Source organism: Nonomuraea sp. NPDC052116, from assembly GCF_040680035.1.
In the GTDB taxonomy this organism is placed as follows: Bacteria; Actinomycetota; Actinomycetes; order Streptosporangiales; family Streptosporangiaceae; genus Nonomuraea; species Nonomuraea angiospora_A.
The window spans coordinates 1-17,206 of sequence record NZ_JBFAWA010000002.1 but is presented as its reverse complement, the minus strand read 5'-3'; the positions used below and the strand labels follow the sequence as shown (position 1 = coordinate 17,206).

Annotated in this window: 14 protein-coding genes; 5 read left to right on the top strand and 9 right to left on the bottom strand. The window is 70.0% G+C overall.

Annotated elements, in window-relative coordinates; all coding sequences use genetic code 11:
* Positions 1-33: 33 nt before the first annotated feature.
* The 3 genes from AB0L65_RS02960 to AB0L65_RS02950 all read right to left on the bottom strand — a co-directional run bounded on the left by AB0L65_RS02960 (position 34) and on the right by AB0L65_RS02950 (position 3,950).
* Complete coding sequence (locus AB0L65_RS02960) at positions 34-756, bottom strand: SDR family oxidoreductase (protein ID WP_364239752.1); 723 nt, start codon at positions 754-756, stop codon at positions 34-36.
* Between the two features lie 80 nt (positions 757-836).
* Positions 837-1,655 carry a helix-turn-helix transcriptional regulator gene (locus AB0L65_RS02955; protein ID WP_364239750.1) on the bottom strand — a complete coding sequence of 273 codons (819 nt, stop codon included), beginning with the start codon at positions 1,653-1,655 and terminating at the stop codon, positions 837-839.
* Positions 1,656-1,754: 99 nt separating this feature from the next.
* Positions 1,755-3,950, bottom strand: a complete 2,196-nt coding sequence (locus tag AB0L65_RS02950) for a pectinesterase family protein (protein WP_364239748.1) — start codon at positions 3,948-3,950, stop codon at positions 1,755-1,757.
* 250 nt (positions 3,951-4,200) lie between these two features.
* On the opposite strand from AB0L65_RS02950, the gene AB0L65_RS02945 reads away from it, so the two are divergent.
* The gene (locus tag AB0L65_RS02945) at positions 4,201-7,209 is read left to right on the top strand and encodes an endo-1,4-beta-xylanase (protein WP_364239746.1); all 3,009 of its coding nucleotides are present in this window, start codon (positions 4,201-4,203) and stop codon (positions 7,207-7,209) included.
* 27 nt (positions 7,210-7,236) lie between these two features.
* Here the strand turns inward: AB0L65_RS02945 and AB0L65_RS02940 are convergent, their stop codons facing one another.
* The gene (locus tag AB0L65_RS02940) at positions 7,237-8,316 is read right to left on the bottom strand and encodes a serine hydrolase domain-containing protein (RefSeq protein WP_364239745.1); all 1,080 of its coding nucleotides are present in this window, start codon (positions 8,314-8,316) and stop codon (positions 7,237-7,239) included.
* Between the two features lie 290 nt (positions 8,317-8,606).
* Positions 8,607-9,329, bottom strand: coding sequence for a TetR/AcrR family transcriptional regulator (locus AB0L65_RS02935; RefSeq protein WP_364239743.1), 723 nt, complete (start codon positions 9,327-9,329; stop codon positions 8,607-8,609).
* Between the two features lie 115 nt (positions 9,330-9,444).
* Between AB0L65_RS02935 and AB0L65_RS02930 the strand changes: the two genes are divergently transcribed.
* Together AB0L65_RS02930 and AB0L65_RS02925 are read left to right on the top strand one after the other, a co-directional pair.
* Positions 9,445-10,713: a hypothetical protein gene (locus tag AB0L65_RS02930; RefSeq protein ID WP_364239742.1), complete on the top strand. Its 1,269-nt coding sequence runs from the start codon at positions 9,445-9,447 to the stop codon at positions 10,711-10,713.
* Between the two features lie 74 nt (positions 10,714-10,787).
* Positions 10,788-11,810 (top strand): LacI family DNA-binding transcriptional regulator, encoded by a 1,023-nt coding sequence (locus AB0L65_RS02925; RefSeq protein WP_364239741.1) that lies wholly within the window; start codon positions 10,788-10,790, stop codon positions 11,808-11,810.
* Positions 11,811-11,984: 174 nt separating this feature from the next.
* Here AB0L65_RS02925 and AB0L65_RS02920 read toward each other — a convergent pair whose 3' ends face one another.
* On the bottom strand, positions 11,985-12,509 hold the full coding sequence (locus AB0L65_RS02920) for a hypothetical protein (protein WP_364239739.1): 525 nt from the start codon (positions 12,507-12,509) through the stop codon (positions 11,985-11,987).
* Between the two features lie 543 nt (positions 12,510-13,052).
* Between AB0L65_RS02920 and AB0L65_RS02915 the strand changes: the two genes are divergently transcribed.
* Positions 13,053-14,333 carry an FAD-dependent monooxygenase gene (locus tag AB0L65_RS02915; RefSeq protein ID WP_364239738.1) on the top strand — a complete coding sequence of 427 codons (1,281 nt, stop codon included), beginning with the start codon at positions 13,053-13,055 and terminating at the stop codon, positions 14,331-14,333.
* A 563-nt stretch (positions 14,334-14,896) separates the two neighbouring features.
* Here AB0L65_RS02915 and AB0L65_RS02910 read toward each other — a convergent pair.
* The 3 genes from AB0L65_RS02910 to AB0L65_RS02900 form a co-directional block, all read right to left on the bottom strand.
* Complete coding sequence (locus AB0L65_RS02910) at positions 14,897-15,655, bottom strand: alpha/beta hydrolase (RefSeq protein WP_364239736.1); 759 nt, start codon at positions 15,653-15,655, stop codon at positions 14,897-14,899.
* 105 nt (positions 15,656-15,760) lie between these two features.
* On the bottom strand, positions 15,761-15,946 hold the full coding sequence (locus AB0L65_RS02905) for a hypothetical protein (RefSeq protein ID WP_364239734.1): 186 nt from the start codon (positions 15,944-15,946) through the stop codon (positions 15,761-15,763).
* 125 nt (positions 15,947-16,071) lie between these two features.
* Positions 16,072-16,317 (bottom strand): hypothetical protein, encoded by a 246-nt coding sequence (locus AB0L65_RS02900; protein ID WP_364239733.1) that lies wholly within the window; start codon positions 16,315-16,317, stop codon positions 16,072-16,074.
* A gap of 211 nt (positions 16,318-16,528) precedes the next feature.
* On the opposite strand from AB0L65_RS02900, the gene AB0L65_RS02895 reads away from it, so the two are divergent.
* Complete coding sequence (locus AB0L65_RS02895) at positions 16,529-16,957, top strand: hypothetical protein (protein ID WP_364239732.1); 429 nt, start codon at positions 16,529-16,531, stop codon at positions 16,955-16,957.
* The last annotated feature ends 249 nt before the right edge of the window (positions 16,958-17,206 follow it).

Here is a 17,206-nt window from a genome sequence, read left to right as displayed (position 1 = left end):
CGCCTCGGCGCGCCCCCACCCCGTCCCGCCCCGTCAGCGCTGCCTGGCGGGGCGGATGATCATCTCGTTCACGTCCACCTCCACAGGCTGGCCGATCGCGTACGCGATGGCGTCGGCGATGGCCTCCGGCGGGATCGAAGCCGCCCGGTACGCGCGCATCGCCTCCTGCGCGCCCGGCTCGGTGATCGTGTCGGCCAGCTCCGACTCCACGACGCCCGGGGAGACCGTGGTGACCCGGATGCTCGGGTCCAGCTCCTGGCGCAGCCCCTCGGTGATCGCCCAGGCGGCGTACTTGGTGGCGCAGTAGACCGCGGCCGTCGGCACCACCTGGTGCGCGCCGATCGAGGCGACGGTGACGAAGTGGCCGCCGCCCTGCCGCTGGAAGTGGGGCAGCGTCGCGGCGATGCCGTGCAGCAGGCCGCGCACGTTCACGTCGATCATGCGCTCCCACTCGTCCACCAGCAGCGAGTCCAGCCGGGACAGCGGCATCACCCCCGCGTTGTTGACGATCACGTCCACCCGGCCGTGCTGTTTCGCGGCCGTGTCGACGAACCTCGTGACGTCCGCGCGATCCGTCACGTCGAGGCGGCGCACCTCCACGCTGCCGCCCTCGTTCCTGATGTCCTCGGCGACGGCGGCCAGCCGGTCCTCGCGGCGGGCGCCGATGACCAGGTGGTGACCCTCGCGGGCGAGGCGCGTCGCGGTGGCCTGGCCGATGCCGCTGCTGGCGCCGGTGATCAGGACGATCTTTGTCATATCAGTCAGTTCCCTTGGTAATAGGTAGACGGGCATGGCGAAATGGCGCCCCGGCCGGGGCGCGGTCGGTGCAGGGTTGTTCAGCCGGCGGTCAGGGAGCCCAGCAGGGACAGCGACTCTTCCGACGGGCTGCCCGGGTCGGCCTGATAGACGACGAGCTGCTGCCCGGGAGCGCTGTTCACGGTCAGCGACTCGTAGTGCAGGGTCAGCTCGCCCACCAAGGGGTGGCGGAAGCGCTTGGTCTCGTGGGTCTTCTGGCGGATGTCGTGGCGGGCCCACAGTCTGCGGAAGGCCTCGCTCTTGACCGACAGCTCGCCGACCACCTCGATCAGCAGCGGGTCGTCCTGGTCGGTGCCCGCGCCGGCGCGGAGCCCGGCGACCGTGTTGACCGCCACCCGGTCCCAGTCGGGATAGAACTCCCGCGCGTCCGGGTCGAGGAACACCAGCCGGACCAGGTCCCCGCTGTAGGCGTGGCCGTCGAACAAGGCTCTGCCGAGCGCGTTGGCGGCCAGCACGTTCAGGCAGCGGCCCAGGACCACCGCGGGGGTGTGCGGCCAGCCCTCCATCATGCGCAGCAGGTTCGGGCTGACCCGCTCCCGCCTGGCGGACGCCCGCCTGCGCCGGACCGGGCGGGCCAGCCGGTGCAGGTGCGCGACCGCGTCCTCCTCCAGGGCCAGCGCGTGGGCGAGCGCGTCGACCACCTGGGCGGAGGGGTGGCGCTCGCGGCCCTGCTCCAGCCGTACGTAGTAGTCGGTGCTCACGCCCGCGAGCCGGGCGACCTCCTCGCGGCGCAGCCCCGCCACGCGGCGCCGGGTCGTGACCGGCACGCCGGCCTCCTCCGGCTGGAGCAGCTCGCGGCGGGCCCGCAGGAACTGGCCGAGTGGGTTCTCCCTGTCCATGTCTTCGAGGCTAGGCCAGGCCCGGGGGTGCCATGGGGGCTGAAGGTGGCCGCGCCACTCCCACCTTCGGCCCCGTCAGCTGATCGGGCTCGGGCGGCCTCAGCGCAGGCGGCCCGCTCCGGCTCTGGCCGGGACGAGGGCGCGCAGCGCCTGCGGCGGGTGGACGCGGGTGAACAGCGCCGGGGTCCAGCCGGCGTCCGACCCGATGGCCGTGCCGTGCGCGGCGTTGTACGCGGCGACCACGTCGGCCGGCGCGCCGTCCACCAGGTTGCCCTTCGCGGTGATCGCGGTGCCGTTGAACACCGACAGGACCTTGTCCGCCGCGATGCCGTCGAAGGCGTTGTTCTCGGCGTAGACCTTGGAACCGAAGCCCACGCCGATGCTGTAGCCGTGGCCGTCGCCGCCCTTGTAGTAGTTGTTGTAGACGTGCACCTGGCCGAAGCGCACCCTGGGCGTGCGCTGGCCGAGGCCCTCGAAGTAGTTGTGGTGCAGGGTGACCTTGAGCTTGTCCTCCTCGCCGTACCGCGTGGGGCTGTCGGTGTTGCCGACCAGGGTGACCTTGTCGTGGTCGCTGAGGTGGTTCCAGGAGAGCGTCACGTACGTGGAGGCGCGGACCACGTCCAGCAGGCCGTCGTGCACCTGGTACGGGCGGCCGAAGTAGCGCGGCTGGCCCGCGTCCGGGTTGTCGCCGTCGTTGAGCGTGTTGTGGTCGAGCCAGACGTGCGTGGACCCGGAGACCTCGACGTTGTCGAAGGAGGCGTTCCAGTTGCCGTCCGCGCCGTCGGTCGGGTCCCACTGCGGGAAGCAGTCGGAGGTGTCGGTGATGGTGAGGTTGCGGACGATGACGTTGTCGGCGTTGCTGACGCGCACGCCGAAGCTCTTCAGCGCCGCGTCCGCGCCGAGGCCCATGAGGGTGACGTTGGAGCCGACGGTGACCGTGACGTGCTCGGCCATCTTCGCGTACGACGCCTTGCGGGCGTCCTCCAGCGGGCCCGAGGGGACGCTGGTCCGGCCCCAGACGGCCGGGTCGTACGCGGCCAGGTAGGCGGGCAGGCCGTAGCCGTTGACGGCGTAGTCCTCGCAGGTCAGCGGGGTGCCGTCGGGGGCGGTGTCGGCGTCTATGGCGCCCTTTACGTACACGATCCTGGGGGTGTTGTCGGCGGGGTCGCCGAGCGCCGCGACCAGCTCGGCCCTGGTCCTGACGACGTGGACGTCCTCGGGGCGGGCGGCCGAGCCGCCGGTGGTGCCGGTGGTGGCCGCGGCCCAGCCGTCGTCGCGGGGGAGCGTTTCGCGGCCGGGCTCGCGCGGGACGGGGCGGTGGCGGCGGATCGGGTTCCAGCCGTCGGCGCCCGCCAGGTACCGCTCCGGGGTGAAGGCGGCGGCCTGGTCGGACGTGAGCTGCGGCCGGTCGTCGTTGACGGTGGCGCCGGGGCCGTGGTTGCGGTACTCGGACAGGCGGGCGTCCCGCCAGCTCAAGCCGGACATGTCGGTCCAGGGGGCGTCCTTGATCTGCTGGCCCAGCCACGACTCGCGCACCAGCACCTGGCCCCGGGCCGTGGTGGAGCCGCCGGCCGGCCACGGGCGGCCCAGGTGGAAGGTGCGGGCGGGCGCGTCGCTGGTGAGGTGGCTGCGGTAGATGAGGAAGCCGTACGGGTTGCTCAGCTCGGTGCTGGCGGCGGTGACGTAGCCGTTGTTGTCCGCGCTGCCGCGCGTCCTGCCCTTGATCAGGCAGTGGTCGAAGACGGCGGTGGCGCGGCCGAAGATGAAGTCGACGTCGCCTTCGACGTAGCAGTCGGTGAAGTACTGCCTGGCGGTCGTCGTGGCCGAGGCGGTGTTGGCGTACAGGGTGTCCTGGTTGCCGATGAACCGCACGTTGTCGTACACCTGCCGGTCGCCCGTCGTGCGCACGGCCACGGCCTGGCTGTTGCCGTGGGCGGCCTCGTCGTAGGCGTTCTCGAAGGTGAGGTTGCGGGCGGTGAAGTCGGGGGCGCTGATCGTGTACGAGGCGCTGCCGGAGGTGCCGTACGGTCCCGAGCCGTCCGGCTTCTGCGCGGCCGCCGAGGCGTCGAACGTGAGCACCACCTCGCACGGGTCCCGCGTGGCGCCGACCAGGGAGATGTGCGGTTTGTCGGCCGGGATCACCACCTGCTGCCGGTAGGTGCCCTTGCGGACCAGGATGGTGACCGGGCGGGTGTTGCCGGCGGGGACGGCGTCGACCGCGGCCTGCACGGTCGTGTGGTCTCCCGAACCGTCCGCCGCGACCACGATGGCGGCGGGCGCCGGGGCCGCTGTCACGGGAGGCAGGGCGAGCAAGGGGAGAAGTAACAGGAAGCGCATGAGGCGACCTCGCCGATGGGGGGTGCGGCAATCGGTTGCATGAAACGCTGACTCAGCCGCCTCACTCCGTCAATGCCCTGCAGTGAAACTGCACCACGCTGCAACAAGCGATTGCAAGATTAGGAGCAATCTTGACCGTGGGAGCGCGCCGATCTACAGTCCGCCTGATATTTATCGGCGCTTCGCTGAAACTTTCATCGGGAGCATCGTGCGCACCCTTCGAGCCCTGGTGGCCGCCGCCCTGTTATGCCTCGTGCCCGTGCTCTCCGCGCACGCGGCGGCGGACCTCGCCTACGACTTCGAGAACGGCACCACCCAGGGATGGGGGCCACGCGGCGGCGGCGTCTCCGTCACGGTGACGCCGGACGCCGCCCACGGGGGCACGAGCAGCCTCCTGACCACCGGCCGGACCGCCACGTGGCACGGCGCGTCCATCGCCGCGCCGTTCGTCCGGGGCGTCGGCTACACCGTGACCGCGTACGCGCGGCAGGTGAGCGGCCGGCCGGCCGCCACGATCGCGCTGACCGTCCAGCGCACCCCGACCGGGGGCAGCACCACGTACGAGCGGGTCGCGGCGGCCACCGTGACCGACGGCGGGTGGACGCGGCTGTCGGGGAGCTACCTGTTCACCGCCGAGTCCGCCGACGTGCAGCTCTACGCCGAGAGCTCCGACGCCACCGGCGAGTTCTACCTGGACGACATCGTCGTCACCCCGCTGGGCGACCCCACGCGCGAGCCCGTCAGCAGCGACTTCGAGGACGGCACCGCGCAGGACTGGGCGTCCAGGGCCGCCGCCACCCTCCAGCCGAGCGCGGAGGCCGCCCACGCGGGCAGCCGCTCGCTGGCCGTGAGCGGCCGCTCGGCCTCCTGGGACGGTCCCGCCCTCAATGTGCTCGGCCGGATGGCCAAGGGCGACAAATACGCCCTGTCGGTGTGGGTGCGGCTCGGACCGGAGGCCACGGCGGGCCGGCTCGGCCTGTCGATCGAGCGCAGGACCGGCGGCACCCCCAGCTACGAGCGCGTCGTCTCGCCGAAGGATGTGGCGGCGGGGGAGTGGGTGCAGCTGTCCGGCACGTACACGCTCGCGTACGACGTCGACTTCCTCAGCGTCTATGTCGAGTCCGACACCGGCACGTTCCCCTTCTACCTGGACGACTTCTCCATGAAGTACATCCAGCCCAAGCCGATCCAGACCGACATCCCCGCGCTCAAGGACAAGGTGCCGTTCGTCATGGGCTCGGCGCTCACCAGGCCCGACGCGCTCGGCGTGCACGGTGAGCTGCTGGCCAGGCACTTCAGCGGCGTCACGCCCGGCAACGAGCTCAAATGGGACGCCACCGAGCCCCGTGAGGGCGAGTTCACCTTCGCCGACGGCGACTTCCTGGTGGACTTCGCCACCCGGCACGGCATGACGATCCGCGGCCACACGCTCGCCTGGCACAGCCAGACCCCCGACTGGGTCTTCCAGAACGCCGACAAGGAGCTGCTGCTCAGGCGCCTGGAGACGCACGTGCGCACGCTCGTGACCCGGTACAAGGGCAAGATCGCGGCCTGGGACGTGGTCAACGAGGTCGTGGACGAGAACCAGCCCGACGGCCTGCGCCGTTCCAAGTGGTACGAGATCGCCGGCCTCGACTTCATCCGCACCGCCTTCCGCGTCGCCCACGAGGCCGACCCGGACGCCAAGCTCTTCATCAACGACTACAACACCGAGTTCCCGCGCAAGCGCGAGGCCCTGTACGCGCTGGTCAAGCGGCTGAAGGCGGAAGGGGTGCCGATCGACGGCGTGGGCCACCAGCTCCACCTGAACATCGAGTACCCGCCCGCCTCCTCCGTCGAGGCCACGATCGAGCGCTTCGCCACGCTGGGGGTGGACCAGCAGATCACCGAGCTGGACGTCAGCGTCTACACGGACTTCGTGTCGTCGTACGACACGATCCCGCCCGAGCTGCTCGTCCAGCAGGGCCACCGCTACAAGGAGCTGTTCGACGTCTTCCGGCGGCAGGCCGCCAAGCTCAGCTCCGTGACCGTCTGGGGCGAGTCCGACGACGTGAGCTGGCTGCGGTCGTGGCCGATCCCGCGGCTGAACGCGCCGCTGCTGTTCGACGACGACCTGCAGGCCAAGCCCGCCTACTGGGGCGTCGTGGACCCGTCGCGGCTCTCCCCGGCGGTGCGCCGGCTGGAGGCGCCCGCCGGGACGCCCAAGGTGGACGGCAAGCGGGACCTGGAGTGGGACCTGCTGCCGGACTCGCCGGTCGCGCGGGTGGGGGACGTGTCGGCCGGGTTCCAGGCGCGCTCGTCGGGCAAGGGGCTGTACGTGCTGGTCGAGGTCACGGATCCGACCGCGGGGGAGGATGACCGGGTGACGTTCACGGTCGACGGCACCTCGTACGTCGTCAAACGAACCGGCGGCTCGTACATCGCCAAGGGGACCGGCACCCCGCACGTCGTCAAGCGGACCGGCACCTCGTACGCCGTCGGATGGACCGGCGGCGGCCTCAAGGCGGCGGTGCGGCCGACGCCGACCGGCTACCGCGTCGAGGCCCTGATCGCGACCGGCACCAACACAGACGTGACCGTGAGCGACTCCGCCGGCGCGAGCACCTCCTGGACGGGGAAGGTGACCGCCGCGCCCGCCGTCAAGCTCACCTCCGCCGCCCACCGCACGCCCGTGCTCGACGGCGCCGTGGACCGGGCCTGGTCGGCCGCGCCGGAGATCCGCACCGCGACCTGGATCCAGGGCACGTCCGGCGCGACCGCCAAGGTGCGCTCGCTGTGGAGCGGATCCACGCTGTACGTGCTCGCCCAGGTCGCCGATCCGACGCTGAGCGAGGAGTCCCCGAACCCGTGGGAGCAGGACTCCGTCGAGATCTTCGTGGACCCGGGCAACGGCAAGACCAAGGGCTACGAGGACGACGACGGCCAGTACCGGATCAGCTTCTCGGGCCGGATCACGGTCGGCGGGACGTTCGACGCGGGCGGGGTGAAGGACCACGTGAAGGCGGTGACCAGGACGGTGCCCGGCGGATACGTCGTCGAGGCGGCCATCGAACTGCCCACGATCACCCTCGCTCCGGGGACGCTGCTGGGCTTCGACGCCCAGGTCAACGACGCCTCGGGCACCGCCCGTACCAGCGCCGTGACCTGGAACGACAACACCGGCCGAAGCTACCTGGACACCAGCCACTGGGGCGTCCTCCGCCTCACCCAGGGGTAGGTGGCGCCACCCTCGGCCAACCCAGACTCAGCGATCGCACATGGCGGCGACGAAGGCGTCGATCAGGTGCTGCCGCTTCTCGGGGACGCCCGTGACGTAGACGGTGGCCGCGCGCCCGGCCCGGTCCCGGCCGCTGAACACCGCGGCCCCCGCCATGTCGCCGGCGCCGAAGTAGGCATGGCCGCAGCCCGACTCCATCCGGGCCACCCCGTAGCCGTAGCGGGCGCCCTCGGGCCAGCCTTCCTGCTCGACCGGCACCGTGCCGGCCATCATTTTGCCCAGCGGGGCCTTACTCCAGAACCGGTTGAGGTCCTCCGGGGTGGAGACCAGACCGCCGCTGGGCCCGAACTCGTACGTGGGCAGCCGGTCGGTCAGATCCACCTCCCCGTCCTGCGGGCGGCCGGGGTGCACCCCGTAGGTGTGGGCGTGCGGGCCACGGATGCCGTAGTCGCCCTTGGCCGGCCAGTACGTGTCCCGCATCCCGTACGGCTTCAAGATCAGATCTCGGCTCGCCTGCCGGAAGTCCTTGCCGGTCACCTCGGTCACGATCATGCCGAGGACCAGGTAGTTGGTGTTGGCGTAGGCGAACGAGCCGCGGGGCGTGGGCTTGAGCGCGAGCGCCACCCGCAGGAAGTCCGGGAACGGCTCCTTCCACTCGATCGCGTTGAGGAACTCGGGCAGGCCACTGGTCTGCTGCAGCAGCATCCCGACGGTGATCTTCCGCCCATCGATCGCCGCACCGTCACCTCTGCCGCGCAGCACGCCGGGCAGATAATGCTCCACCGGCGCGTCCAGGTCGATCTTCTTCTGATCGGCCAGTCGCAGCACGGTGGCGGCGATGATCGGCTTGCTCACGCTGGCGATCCGGAACCGGCCCTCGGGGCCGATCATCGGCTGGCCGGTGCCCCGCTCCGCGGTGCCGGAACGCAGGGTCACGGTCGTGCCGCCCGGGGTCCGCACCTGGCTCAACGCGCCCGCCATGCCGTCCTCGGTGGTGAGCCGGTCAAGGCGGGACTGCGGCGAGGGTGTTGCGGCGGCGGCGAAGGCGGGAGCAACGGGGGCGATGACCAGACAGCCGGCGACAGCGGCGGCGAGCAATTTCTTCATGCCTCCAATGTGGCGAGAAGATCACTCATGTTCAGTCATGCCTACCTGCCTGTTGGGGTGGAGGTCTTCCCTACCTTGTCCACCCCGAGCCGAGGCCAAGCACCCGCCGATATTGACCATCACGCCCGGCTCTGCGGACGCCGGCAAGCTGATGCTCCTGGCCTCGTCCACACTGACGCCTACCGGCCAGGCGGACCGGCCTGACCCGCCGGCAGGAAGGCCGGGATCCGGCTGCCCGACGTCGGTGACCTCCACCCGCCGGCTGAGGTCACCTGCGGGAGGAGCCGGCTTCACCGCAGGCGCAGGTTGGGGCTCCGCTTGAGCCCGAGGAGGCCGAGCAGGTCGTCGATCATGTGCTCGAACAGCGGCTGCAGGTCGTCGAAGGCGAACTTGTGGTGCCCGTACACGGCCATGCAGAGCAGCCCGTAGATCTGCCGCCAGCAGACGACCATGAGGAACACCACGCCGATGGGGAACTCCAGGCCGACTTCCGAGCGGTAGGTGCGCAACTGGGCTGCCAGGACGGGGTCGATCTCCTCGTCCGCCGGGCAGGTCAGCCGCCCCTCGTTCCACAGGCGGGCGAACAGCTGCCCGAACAGGCCGCCCAGCTCGCGCGCGATGATCACCGGGATGCTCTCCTCCGACTCGGCGATCTTGGCGAACCCGGCTCCCATGAGCAGGTCGAACTCGACCTTGTTGGCCAGCGACCAGTCGAGCACGGCCTGGGTGGCGGCGTGCAGCTGGGCGCTGACGTCGTCAGGGTCCTGGCGCCGCGCGGCCCGGTCCACGGTGTCGATGAACTCCGCGGTGATGTCGTCGTAGATGGCGCGGATGAGGCCCGCCCTGCCGTTGAAGTAGCGGTAGAGGGCCGGGGGCGTCACGCCGACGCCGCGGGCCACGGCGGCGAGGGTGAGACCCTCGATGCCCTCCTCCGCGGCGATCCTGCGGGCGGCGGCCTTGGCGTCGCGTTCGAGCTCGGCCCGCAGTCGTTCCCGTCGCGTCAACGCTGTCACCCGACCATCTTGTCTGGTCTCGCCTGCCGCGGCCACTTGCGGTGAATGGGCGACACATGGTTAATGGTATTCACTCTTTTAAGGATCATCATTGAAGGCGTGAAGGAGATCTTGGATGAGTTCCCGTAGCGGTGGCTGGCCGGCGACGGCGGTCGCGCTCCTCCTGGCGGCAACCGGCTGTTCGGCGGCCTCCGGCCCCGTCGCCCTGTCCCAGCCGAGCCCGCGCGCCTCCACCCCCACTCCGGACGCCAGGAAGACGGCGCTGGCCGAGGCGGCGAAGAGCCTTCCGGCCGTGCTCGCCGCCCAGGGGCCGGTCGCCTGCTCGTGGAATGACGACGGGTGGCGGGCCACGGCCTACGACGACGCCTTCCGTACCGGTGTCGCGAGCTTCTCCAGCGTGACGCTCGCGCCGCTCCTGACCGAGATCGCCGCGACGGCGGGCGGAGAGAAGGCCGTCGTGCGCAGCCTGTGCGGTGAGGAGGGAGATCCCGGCGTCAGCCCGGTCTCGCCGGACGGCCGCCGGGTCGCCGTCCAGGTGGACTTCCCGTCCAGCGGCGACCCGACGCACGTCGGCTGGCTCGACCTCGGCACCGGGACGTTCACGGACCTCACCGACAGGTCGAACAAGAAGGGATATGTCAAGGAGACGTTCTCCGACAAGTACCCCGGATTCGCGCCCGACGGGTCGTTCTGGTTCCTGCGCGACTCCCAGCAGTACTTCTCGGCGGACCCGAACGGCCGGCTGACTCCGCGCAAGATCAGCCTGGCCTGTTTCACCAACAGCAACGACGACACCTTCTACCGCGTCGTGGGATCGGTCGCCGTCATGTGCCCGGGCACCGTCCATCCCTCCGGGAGGTTCGCGGCGCACCCCAGCCGGGCGGCCGTGGGGATCAACCTGGTCCAAGGGGCTGAACTGGACATCCTCGGGAACACGGTGGACCGCTATGAGGACGCTCCGCTCCAACTGCCGTTCGGCATGAAGATCGTCGTACGCGACGGCGGCCTGCGCCACTGCGACCCGCTCGCCTGGATCAACGCCACCGACCTGCTCTGCGCCGGCGGGAGCAACGACTTCTACACCGCGCGGATCAACCCTCGGCTCGCCCGGAACGACATCGATTACGTGCAGCACACCGAGGTGAAGGTGAAGAACGAGATCGCCCCGGCGACCGAGTCGTCGATCATCACGGCGGCCGTCTCCCGGGACCGCCGCTCCCTGATCATCGCGGCCAACGAGAACGACGACCCCGCCACGGCCAAGCTCTACCGCGCCGACCTGATCTCCCCCTCCGCACCCGTGGAGATCGGCCCGATCCCGGCGGAGTCGAGCGAGCACTTCACCCTCCTGAACAACTACCAGCAGCCCGTACGCGCCGACTGACCGGCACTTCCCGGGACCTGGAGCTTCGGGAACCGCTCCCGACCTCCGCTCCTGGGCCCGACTACCATGTGACCGTGACCACGAGCCCCCGACATGTCCGTAAAGGGGCCGTCCCGAGCATCCGCGACGTCGCCGCCGCGGCCGGCGTCTCGCATCAGACCGTCTCCCGCGTGCTGAACGACTCACCCCGGGTGCGGCCCGACACCCGGGCCGCGGTGCTGGCCGCGATCGACCGGCTGGGCTTCCGCCCCAACCGGGCCGCCCGGGCGCTCGGCCTCGGCCGCGCCAGCGGCGTCACCGTCGTGACCTCCAACACCATGCTGTACGGGTACGCCTCCACCCTCCAGGGCATCGAGGAGGCCGCCAGGACCGAGGGCGTGGCGCTGGGGATCAGGGTCGTGGAGTCGGCCGAGGTCCGGCAGACGGTCGACTACGTCAGCGATCCGAGCGCGGGCGGCCTGGTGGTGATCGCGTTCGACCCGCTGGGAACGGCGGTGGCGCAGGCGCTGCCGCCGCACATCCCGGCCGTGGTGGCCGCCGAGCCGGTCGCGCCCGATCTGGGGCGGGTGGCGATCGCGCTGGACGAGCGCCGGGCCGCCGCCGACGCCACCCAGCACCTGCTCGACCTGGGGCACCGTACCGTCCACCACGTGGCCATCCCGTCCGAGGGCCGGGCCGGCGGGCGGCACGCGGGGTGGCGCGACGCGCTGCGGCAGGCGGGCGCGGAGATCCCCTCGGTGCTGGGGTGCGGGTGGGACATCGAGTCGGCGTACGCGGCGGGGGAGCGGCTGGCCCGCTCGCCCGGGGTGACGGCGATCCTGTGCGGCAACGACGACATCGCGCAGGGGGTACGGCGGGCGCTCTACGACGCGGGCAAGGACGTTCCCGGGGACGTCAGCATCGTGGGCTTCGACGACATCCCGGGCTCGGCCTTCTGGACCCCGGCGCTGACGACCGTACGCATGGACTTCGTGGGACTGGGCCGGGCCTGCTTCCACGCGGCACTCGCCGAACTGAGCGGCCAGTCACAGCCGGACATCTCCCTGGTCCCGCCCCGCCTGATCATCCGCGAGTCCACCGCCCCACCACGGCAGTAGGTGGGCCGGGGCTCGCCCACCCCTTGACCGTCTGGGTGGTTGACCGACTGATGCCCACTCCAGACCGGAATGCCACCGGCACCGTCGTTGGCCGACGGGCAATGGGGCCATGACTCACTTTTGGTTATCAGTTACTGCGAGTGAGTCTCGCGTGGTGTTGTTCGTCATGCGATGTCAGTGGGAAACGACACCCTCGTAGCCTTCGCCGGCGTAATCAAGGTCGCGCCTGCGCAGGTGCAGCTCCACCTCGAACTCATCGACGAAGCTCCGGCTATGGCTGTCGCTGCGCGTGACGCCGTCGACGGTGTGTTCTTCGATGACCTCCGTTCCGGTGGCCGTGATGGTGATGACGTCGATGCCCCAGGCCGGGTTGGCGTTCTCGCGGGTGTAAGTGAAGCTCTTCACGATGAGGGAAGGCAGGTAGTCCTGCGCCGCGTCGCCAAGCTCGTGCCGGTGGACCTGGAGTGTCACGCCATGGACTGCACCCCACGTTGCTATGACCGTGAGGTCGTCGACGCTCGCGGGATGCCAACCGTCGGTCTCGTTCGGCTCCCAATCGCCACTGGTCCAAGCCTCGGCGTGTTCGGCGAATCGGCCCATCAGGTTCGTCCGGTCGGCGACCTGAAGGGACCATGCCACCTCGTCCCAGCGCTCGAGGATGAGCAGGCCGCTGGAGGTCTCGTAGAGGGTGACTGCCATGGCCTTCTCCTAAGGGACGAGGAATGTTGGGCCGACACTCGTCGAGTTCGGAAGTTGCCCGAGAAACGCGCCGCAAGGCCGTGCAGGTTCTCAAAGAGGAGCTGTCCTGTTCGGGCGAACCTTGCATCGTCCGAACCGAGCTTGCCACCGCTCGCGAAACGTTCGGACTAACCCTGCATCGGGAGGGATCGTGTCCGTTCTCACTGGTCCTTTCAGCGTCTCACTGTGTTGCGCGCAGGTCTGGCGAATTCTCAGGTGGCGGCGTAGCTGACGGCCTGGTTCGCCTGGTTTGCACCAGTCTGGGCTGATGTGAGTCTCATCGGAGTTGGCGTTTCTCATCAATGTCTGCCGAGGCCGAGGCGATCATGACCATGCCCGTTGCACGCACATGCCGAGTTCAGGGCGTTTGCGGGAGCGTGGACGCGATTTCGGTCGTGCCGATGAGTTTTGTGCGGACCCGTGGTCCATACGGCTGGACACACCGACAGCGGTGGGCCTGTGCTGGGAACGTCCCAGCGCAGGGGGAAGCATATGGAGGCAGTGATGAGCGTCGACGACTCCAAGCAGGAGCACACCATCCGGACCGGCGGGCGGGTGAGCGGTCCCAGGGTGTTGGTGGCGGGGGCGAGCATCGCGGGACCCGCGCTGGCCCATTGGCTGCGCCGGCGGGGGGCCGAGGTGACCGTGGTGGAGCGGGCTCCTGAGCTGCGTCCCGGCGGGCAGGGGGTGGACGCGCGTGGGGTCGCCAGGGAGGTCATCGGGCGCATGGGGCTGGACGCGGCGGTGCGGGCGGCGTGCACCGACACCGCCGGCGCGCACACCGTGGACGCGGACGGGCAAGTGCTGGAGACCTTCCGTGCCGACGACGACGGCGGCGACGGGTTCATCGCGGACATCGAGATCCTGCGCGGGGACCTGGCCCAGGTGCTCTACGACGACACCCGCGACGGCGTCGAGTACGTCTTCGGCGACCGAATCGCGGGGCTCGCCCAGGACGCGGACGGGGTCGACGTGGTCTTCGCGGGCGGCGACCGGCGGCGCTTCGACCTGGTGGTCGGGGCCGACGGGTTGCACTCGGAGCTGCGAGCGATGGTCTTCGGGCCGCATGAGCGGTTCCTCCGCCACCTCGGGCACGTGCTGGCCTTCTACAGTGTGCCCAACGAGTTCGGGCTGGACCGCTGGCTGCTCGAGTACCAGGATCAGGAGTCTGGGCGCGCTGCCCTCCTGCGGCCCATCCAGGACGCCACCCGGGCGATGGCCATGTTCTACTTCGCCTCGGCCGACCTCGACGTCGACTACCGTGACGTCGCGGCCCAGAAGGTCCTGCTGCGTGAGCGGATGGCGGGTCTGGGCTGGTTGACCCCGGACATCCTCGCGCACCTGGACGACACCCCGGACTTCTACCTCGACCAGGTCGCCCAGGTGGTGATGGACCGCTGGTCGAGTGGACGGGTGGGGCTGCTGGGGGACGCGGCGTTCAGCTCCTCGCCGATGTCCGGGCAGGGCACCGGGCTGGCGCTGGTCGGCGCCTACCTGCTGGCCGGAGAGCTGGCCGCCGCCGGATGGGACCCCGACGCCGGGTTCGCCCGCTACGAGGCGCGGATGCGCTCGTTCGTCGAGGCCAACCAGGAGATCGGCCGGTTGAACGCCCGCAGCCGCGACGTCCCCGGGCCAGACGCCGAGCCGAGCCCCGATTTCGCCGGCGAATGGTTCACCGAGCTGGTCGGGCGCGCGATCAACGGCATCGAGCTGCCCGACTACGCGGGGGTGCCGGACTCCGCAGCCCCGGCCGGATCGTCGATCACCTCGTCGGCCAAGCGGTAGGTGTCACATAACGTGTCGAGAGGGACCCACGCTTCGGTGGGACACCGCCGGACGACCTCCGCTCATGCCGCGTAGTGCGCGTTGGAGCGCCCGTTCGGCGGCCACGCCACGTTCCGATGAGGCGGTGTTGACTCGGAAAACTGACAAGATCGATGAGATTCCAACGCGGCTGGTCTCATCGGTTCTGTCACTTGCCTGGTCGGCGCTCACCGGAACTGACAAGACCATGGGGACATCGACCCTGTGACGTCCAAGCCCATTGATCCCCAGCTGGATTGCTCGCCCGTCTTGCCTCAAGGCAGTTGTCGGTGCGCAGCTCGCCGACATGGCTCCCTGACACGATGGATGAGAACGGACAGATCGCGGCAGTTGGTTGCTGGACTGGTGGGCGTCATAAGGGCCGAAGCGTTCTCGGCTGGTGGGACTTAGAGCCTGCCGACAAAGGGTTTGGTCGCTGAGGCGGAGACGGGGGATGCCTTGGTCGAGGCCATCTTCGAGTGATATGCCCGCGATCGGGCCCAAGGAGGACCACAAGGCCGCCGCCCCCTGCGGACGGTCGGCGATCAGGGACGCGGGCCGAAGCCTTGGGCTGCGAGCCACGTGGCGCAGAGGCTGGGCCAAGCGGACGCGGTCGGTTCGCTCTGGGCGAGCCCGAGCCCGTGCTTGCCCTCGGGAAAGACATGGAGCTCGAACGGCGTGCCGGCGCGGGCGAGTGCTGCGGCAAACAGCAGGCTGTTGTCGACTGGGACCACATTGTCGTTCGCGGTGTGCCAGAGGAATGTCGGTGGCGTCTCGGCCGTCACGTTCAGGTGGGCGGATAGGGCTGTCGCCTGCTCCTCACTGCCGTCAGTACCGAGCAGTCGGCGGCGGGACGAGGAGTGCGCCCCGGTGAGGTCGATGACCGGGTAACCGAGCACCACGGCATCCGGGCGCTCCCCGTCGTTCGAGCCGTCTTTGGAGGTGGCGAGGGTGGCGGCGAGATGGCCGCCGGCGGAAAATCCCATGACGGCGACCCGCGTGGCGCCGCGTTCCCGGATGACGTGCATCGCCTGGCGCAGGTCGTCCAAGGGAGCTGGATGCAGCGGCTCGCGGCCCGGCTCGCCCCCGGCCACCCGGTAGCGGAGCACGTAAGCGTCGACGCCCAGCGCGACCAGCCAGAGGGCCACGTCCGTGCTCTCGTTCTCGGCCAGTCTGGCGTAACCGCCGCCGGGGCACACCACCACCGCACCCGAGGCCGGGATGTCCGCTCCGTACAGCGTCAGGCTGGGGATTCCGGTAGCAGGGCCCGGAGGAGTCATTGACCAGAGCGGAATGTCGATCATGTACTGGAACTATACCCCCGAGGGCTACGGACCTCCCTGTACCTGTACGACCGCAGCCCCCGGGAAGGGACGATTCGCCCTAGACCCTGGACCGGAGGCACGTAATCAACCGTCAACTAGGCCGATTCCTGCTGCGGCCAGGACCAGGCGGCCACCGAGTGCTCCCTCACCATCGAGCCAGATGTCGTCGGCGAGCCCGATGAGCCTCTTGTTCGGGTCGTCGAACTCGACTCCGCCCACGACGATGGGCACGTCGTCGGGCACGGCCTCTTTGAGCAGGAAGCGGCGCAAGTCGCCGACGGTGAGCGGTGGGAGATCACGAGGTGTGGGGGGAACTCGACGGTCGTATCGCCCAAGTCCTGACCCATGGTGGGGAAGGATCGGTGACCACAGCGAACCGCTGGCTACGCGGGTGCTCACCGGTCCGGCCGCTCCTGGCCGCCGCGAGCCCACTCGTTGTAGACGGTCTCTAGCGGCGCGGTCAGCACGTCATGCACGAACTGTTCTTCTGCGGTCCAGTTGCCGGGGTCGAGCCTTCTTCGGGCCAGGCTTGCCGTGGTGCTGGCCCCGGACATTGGGTAACCGCCGGCGATGATGCGTAGGAGCGTGTCTCCGACCTTCTGCGGGTCGAGGTTGGCCAGGGGCGGGATGCTGGTACCCAAGGAGGTGTTCTCCCATCGAGACGTCCGGGCGATGCCGACCGGGTCGCCCGGAGTGCCATCACTCGACTCCTGCTCTTGGCCGTTACGTCCGGGACGAAAGCTCAGTTAGGTCCTCGTCCTTGTGCGCGAGCCGGGACTCAACAGGTTCTCAACAGCCTCTCAACACGCGCGGGGCTACGTTCTCCGCATTCGGTACGACCAAGGAGAGGCAATGCGAACGATTAGGACCACCATCCTCGGTGCCGCGGTCGTGGCCGCCGGACTCGCGGTCGGCGCCCCTGCCCAGGCGGCCCCCACGGCGAAGTCCAGCACGGCCGCCGCGGCCCCCGCAGCCGTCACCGCGGCGACCACCGCGACCTCGTGCCAGATCCGCGTCTACAAGCCGGAGATGCGCAGGGGACACGTGGCGGCGACCTCGTGGGCCCCGGGGTGCCGGGGGACCGCGCGGGTCTCCATCCAACTCCAGCGCAAGCGCTGGTGGGGCTGGCAGAAGATCGCGAGCACGACCTACAGCGCCCCGGGGCCGAAGACCCTGTACAAGGGGTGCAAGCGCGGCACCACGTTCACCTACCGCCTGATGGGGCACCTCATGGGGGGCGGCAACGGGTACAGCCCCACCATGCGGGCCAAGTGCCCCTGACCGGCCCGTCGGCAACCAAGATCGCCTCCTTGGGCCGCGCCATACCGTGGGCCCGCAGTGACCCGTACTGGCGGTGGCGGCGAACCTGACCCCCGAGGAGCACGACAAGCCCCGCACCTCCTGGCCCCCATGTCCAGGAGGTGCGGCGGTTTCGGGGCAGGAGCGGTGCGACGTCGTCGAGTAGATCGCCCCCGCAGAACGGCAGCGAACCTGAAGTTCTGTCTGGTCGGCTCCTGCGCGGCCCGTACT

Excerpts from the sequence above, each read along its gene's own strand:
- AB0L65_RS02915 (WP_364239738.1), top strand. The coding sequence starts at position 13,053 with ATGAGCGTCGACGACTCCAAGCAGGAGCACACCATCCGGACCGGCGGG.
- AB0L65_RS02920 (WP_364239739.1), bottom strand. The coding sequence starts at position 12,509 with ATGGCAGTCACCCTCTACGAGACCTCCAGCGGCCTGCTCATCCTCGAG.
- AB0L65_RS02895 (WP_364239732.1), top strand. The coding sequence starts at position 16,529 with ATGCGAACGATTAGGACCACCATCCTCGGTGCCGCGGTCGTGGCCGCC.
- AB0L65_RS02930 (WP_364239742.1), top strand. The coding sequence starts at position 9,445 with ATGAGTTCCCGTAGCGGTGGCTGGCCGGCGACGGCGGTCGCGCTCCTC.
- AB0L65_RS02955 (WP_364239750.1), bottom strand. The coding sequence starts at position 1,655 with ATGGACAGGGAGAACCCACTCGGCCAGTTCCTGCGGGCCCGCCGCGAG.
- AB0L65_RS02910 (WP_364239736.1), bottom strand. The coding sequence starts at position 15,655 with ATGATCGACATTCCGCTCTGGTCAATGACTCCTCCGGGCCCTGCTACC.
- AB0L65_RS02960 (WP_364239752.1), bottom strand. The coding sequence starts at position 756 with ATGACAAAGATCGTCCTGATCACCGGCGCCAGCAGCGGCATCGGCCAG.
- AB0L65_RS02940 (WP_364239745.1), bottom strand. The coding sequence starts at position 8,316 with ATGAAGAAATTGCTCGCCGCCGCTGTCGCCGGCTGTCTGGTCATCGCC.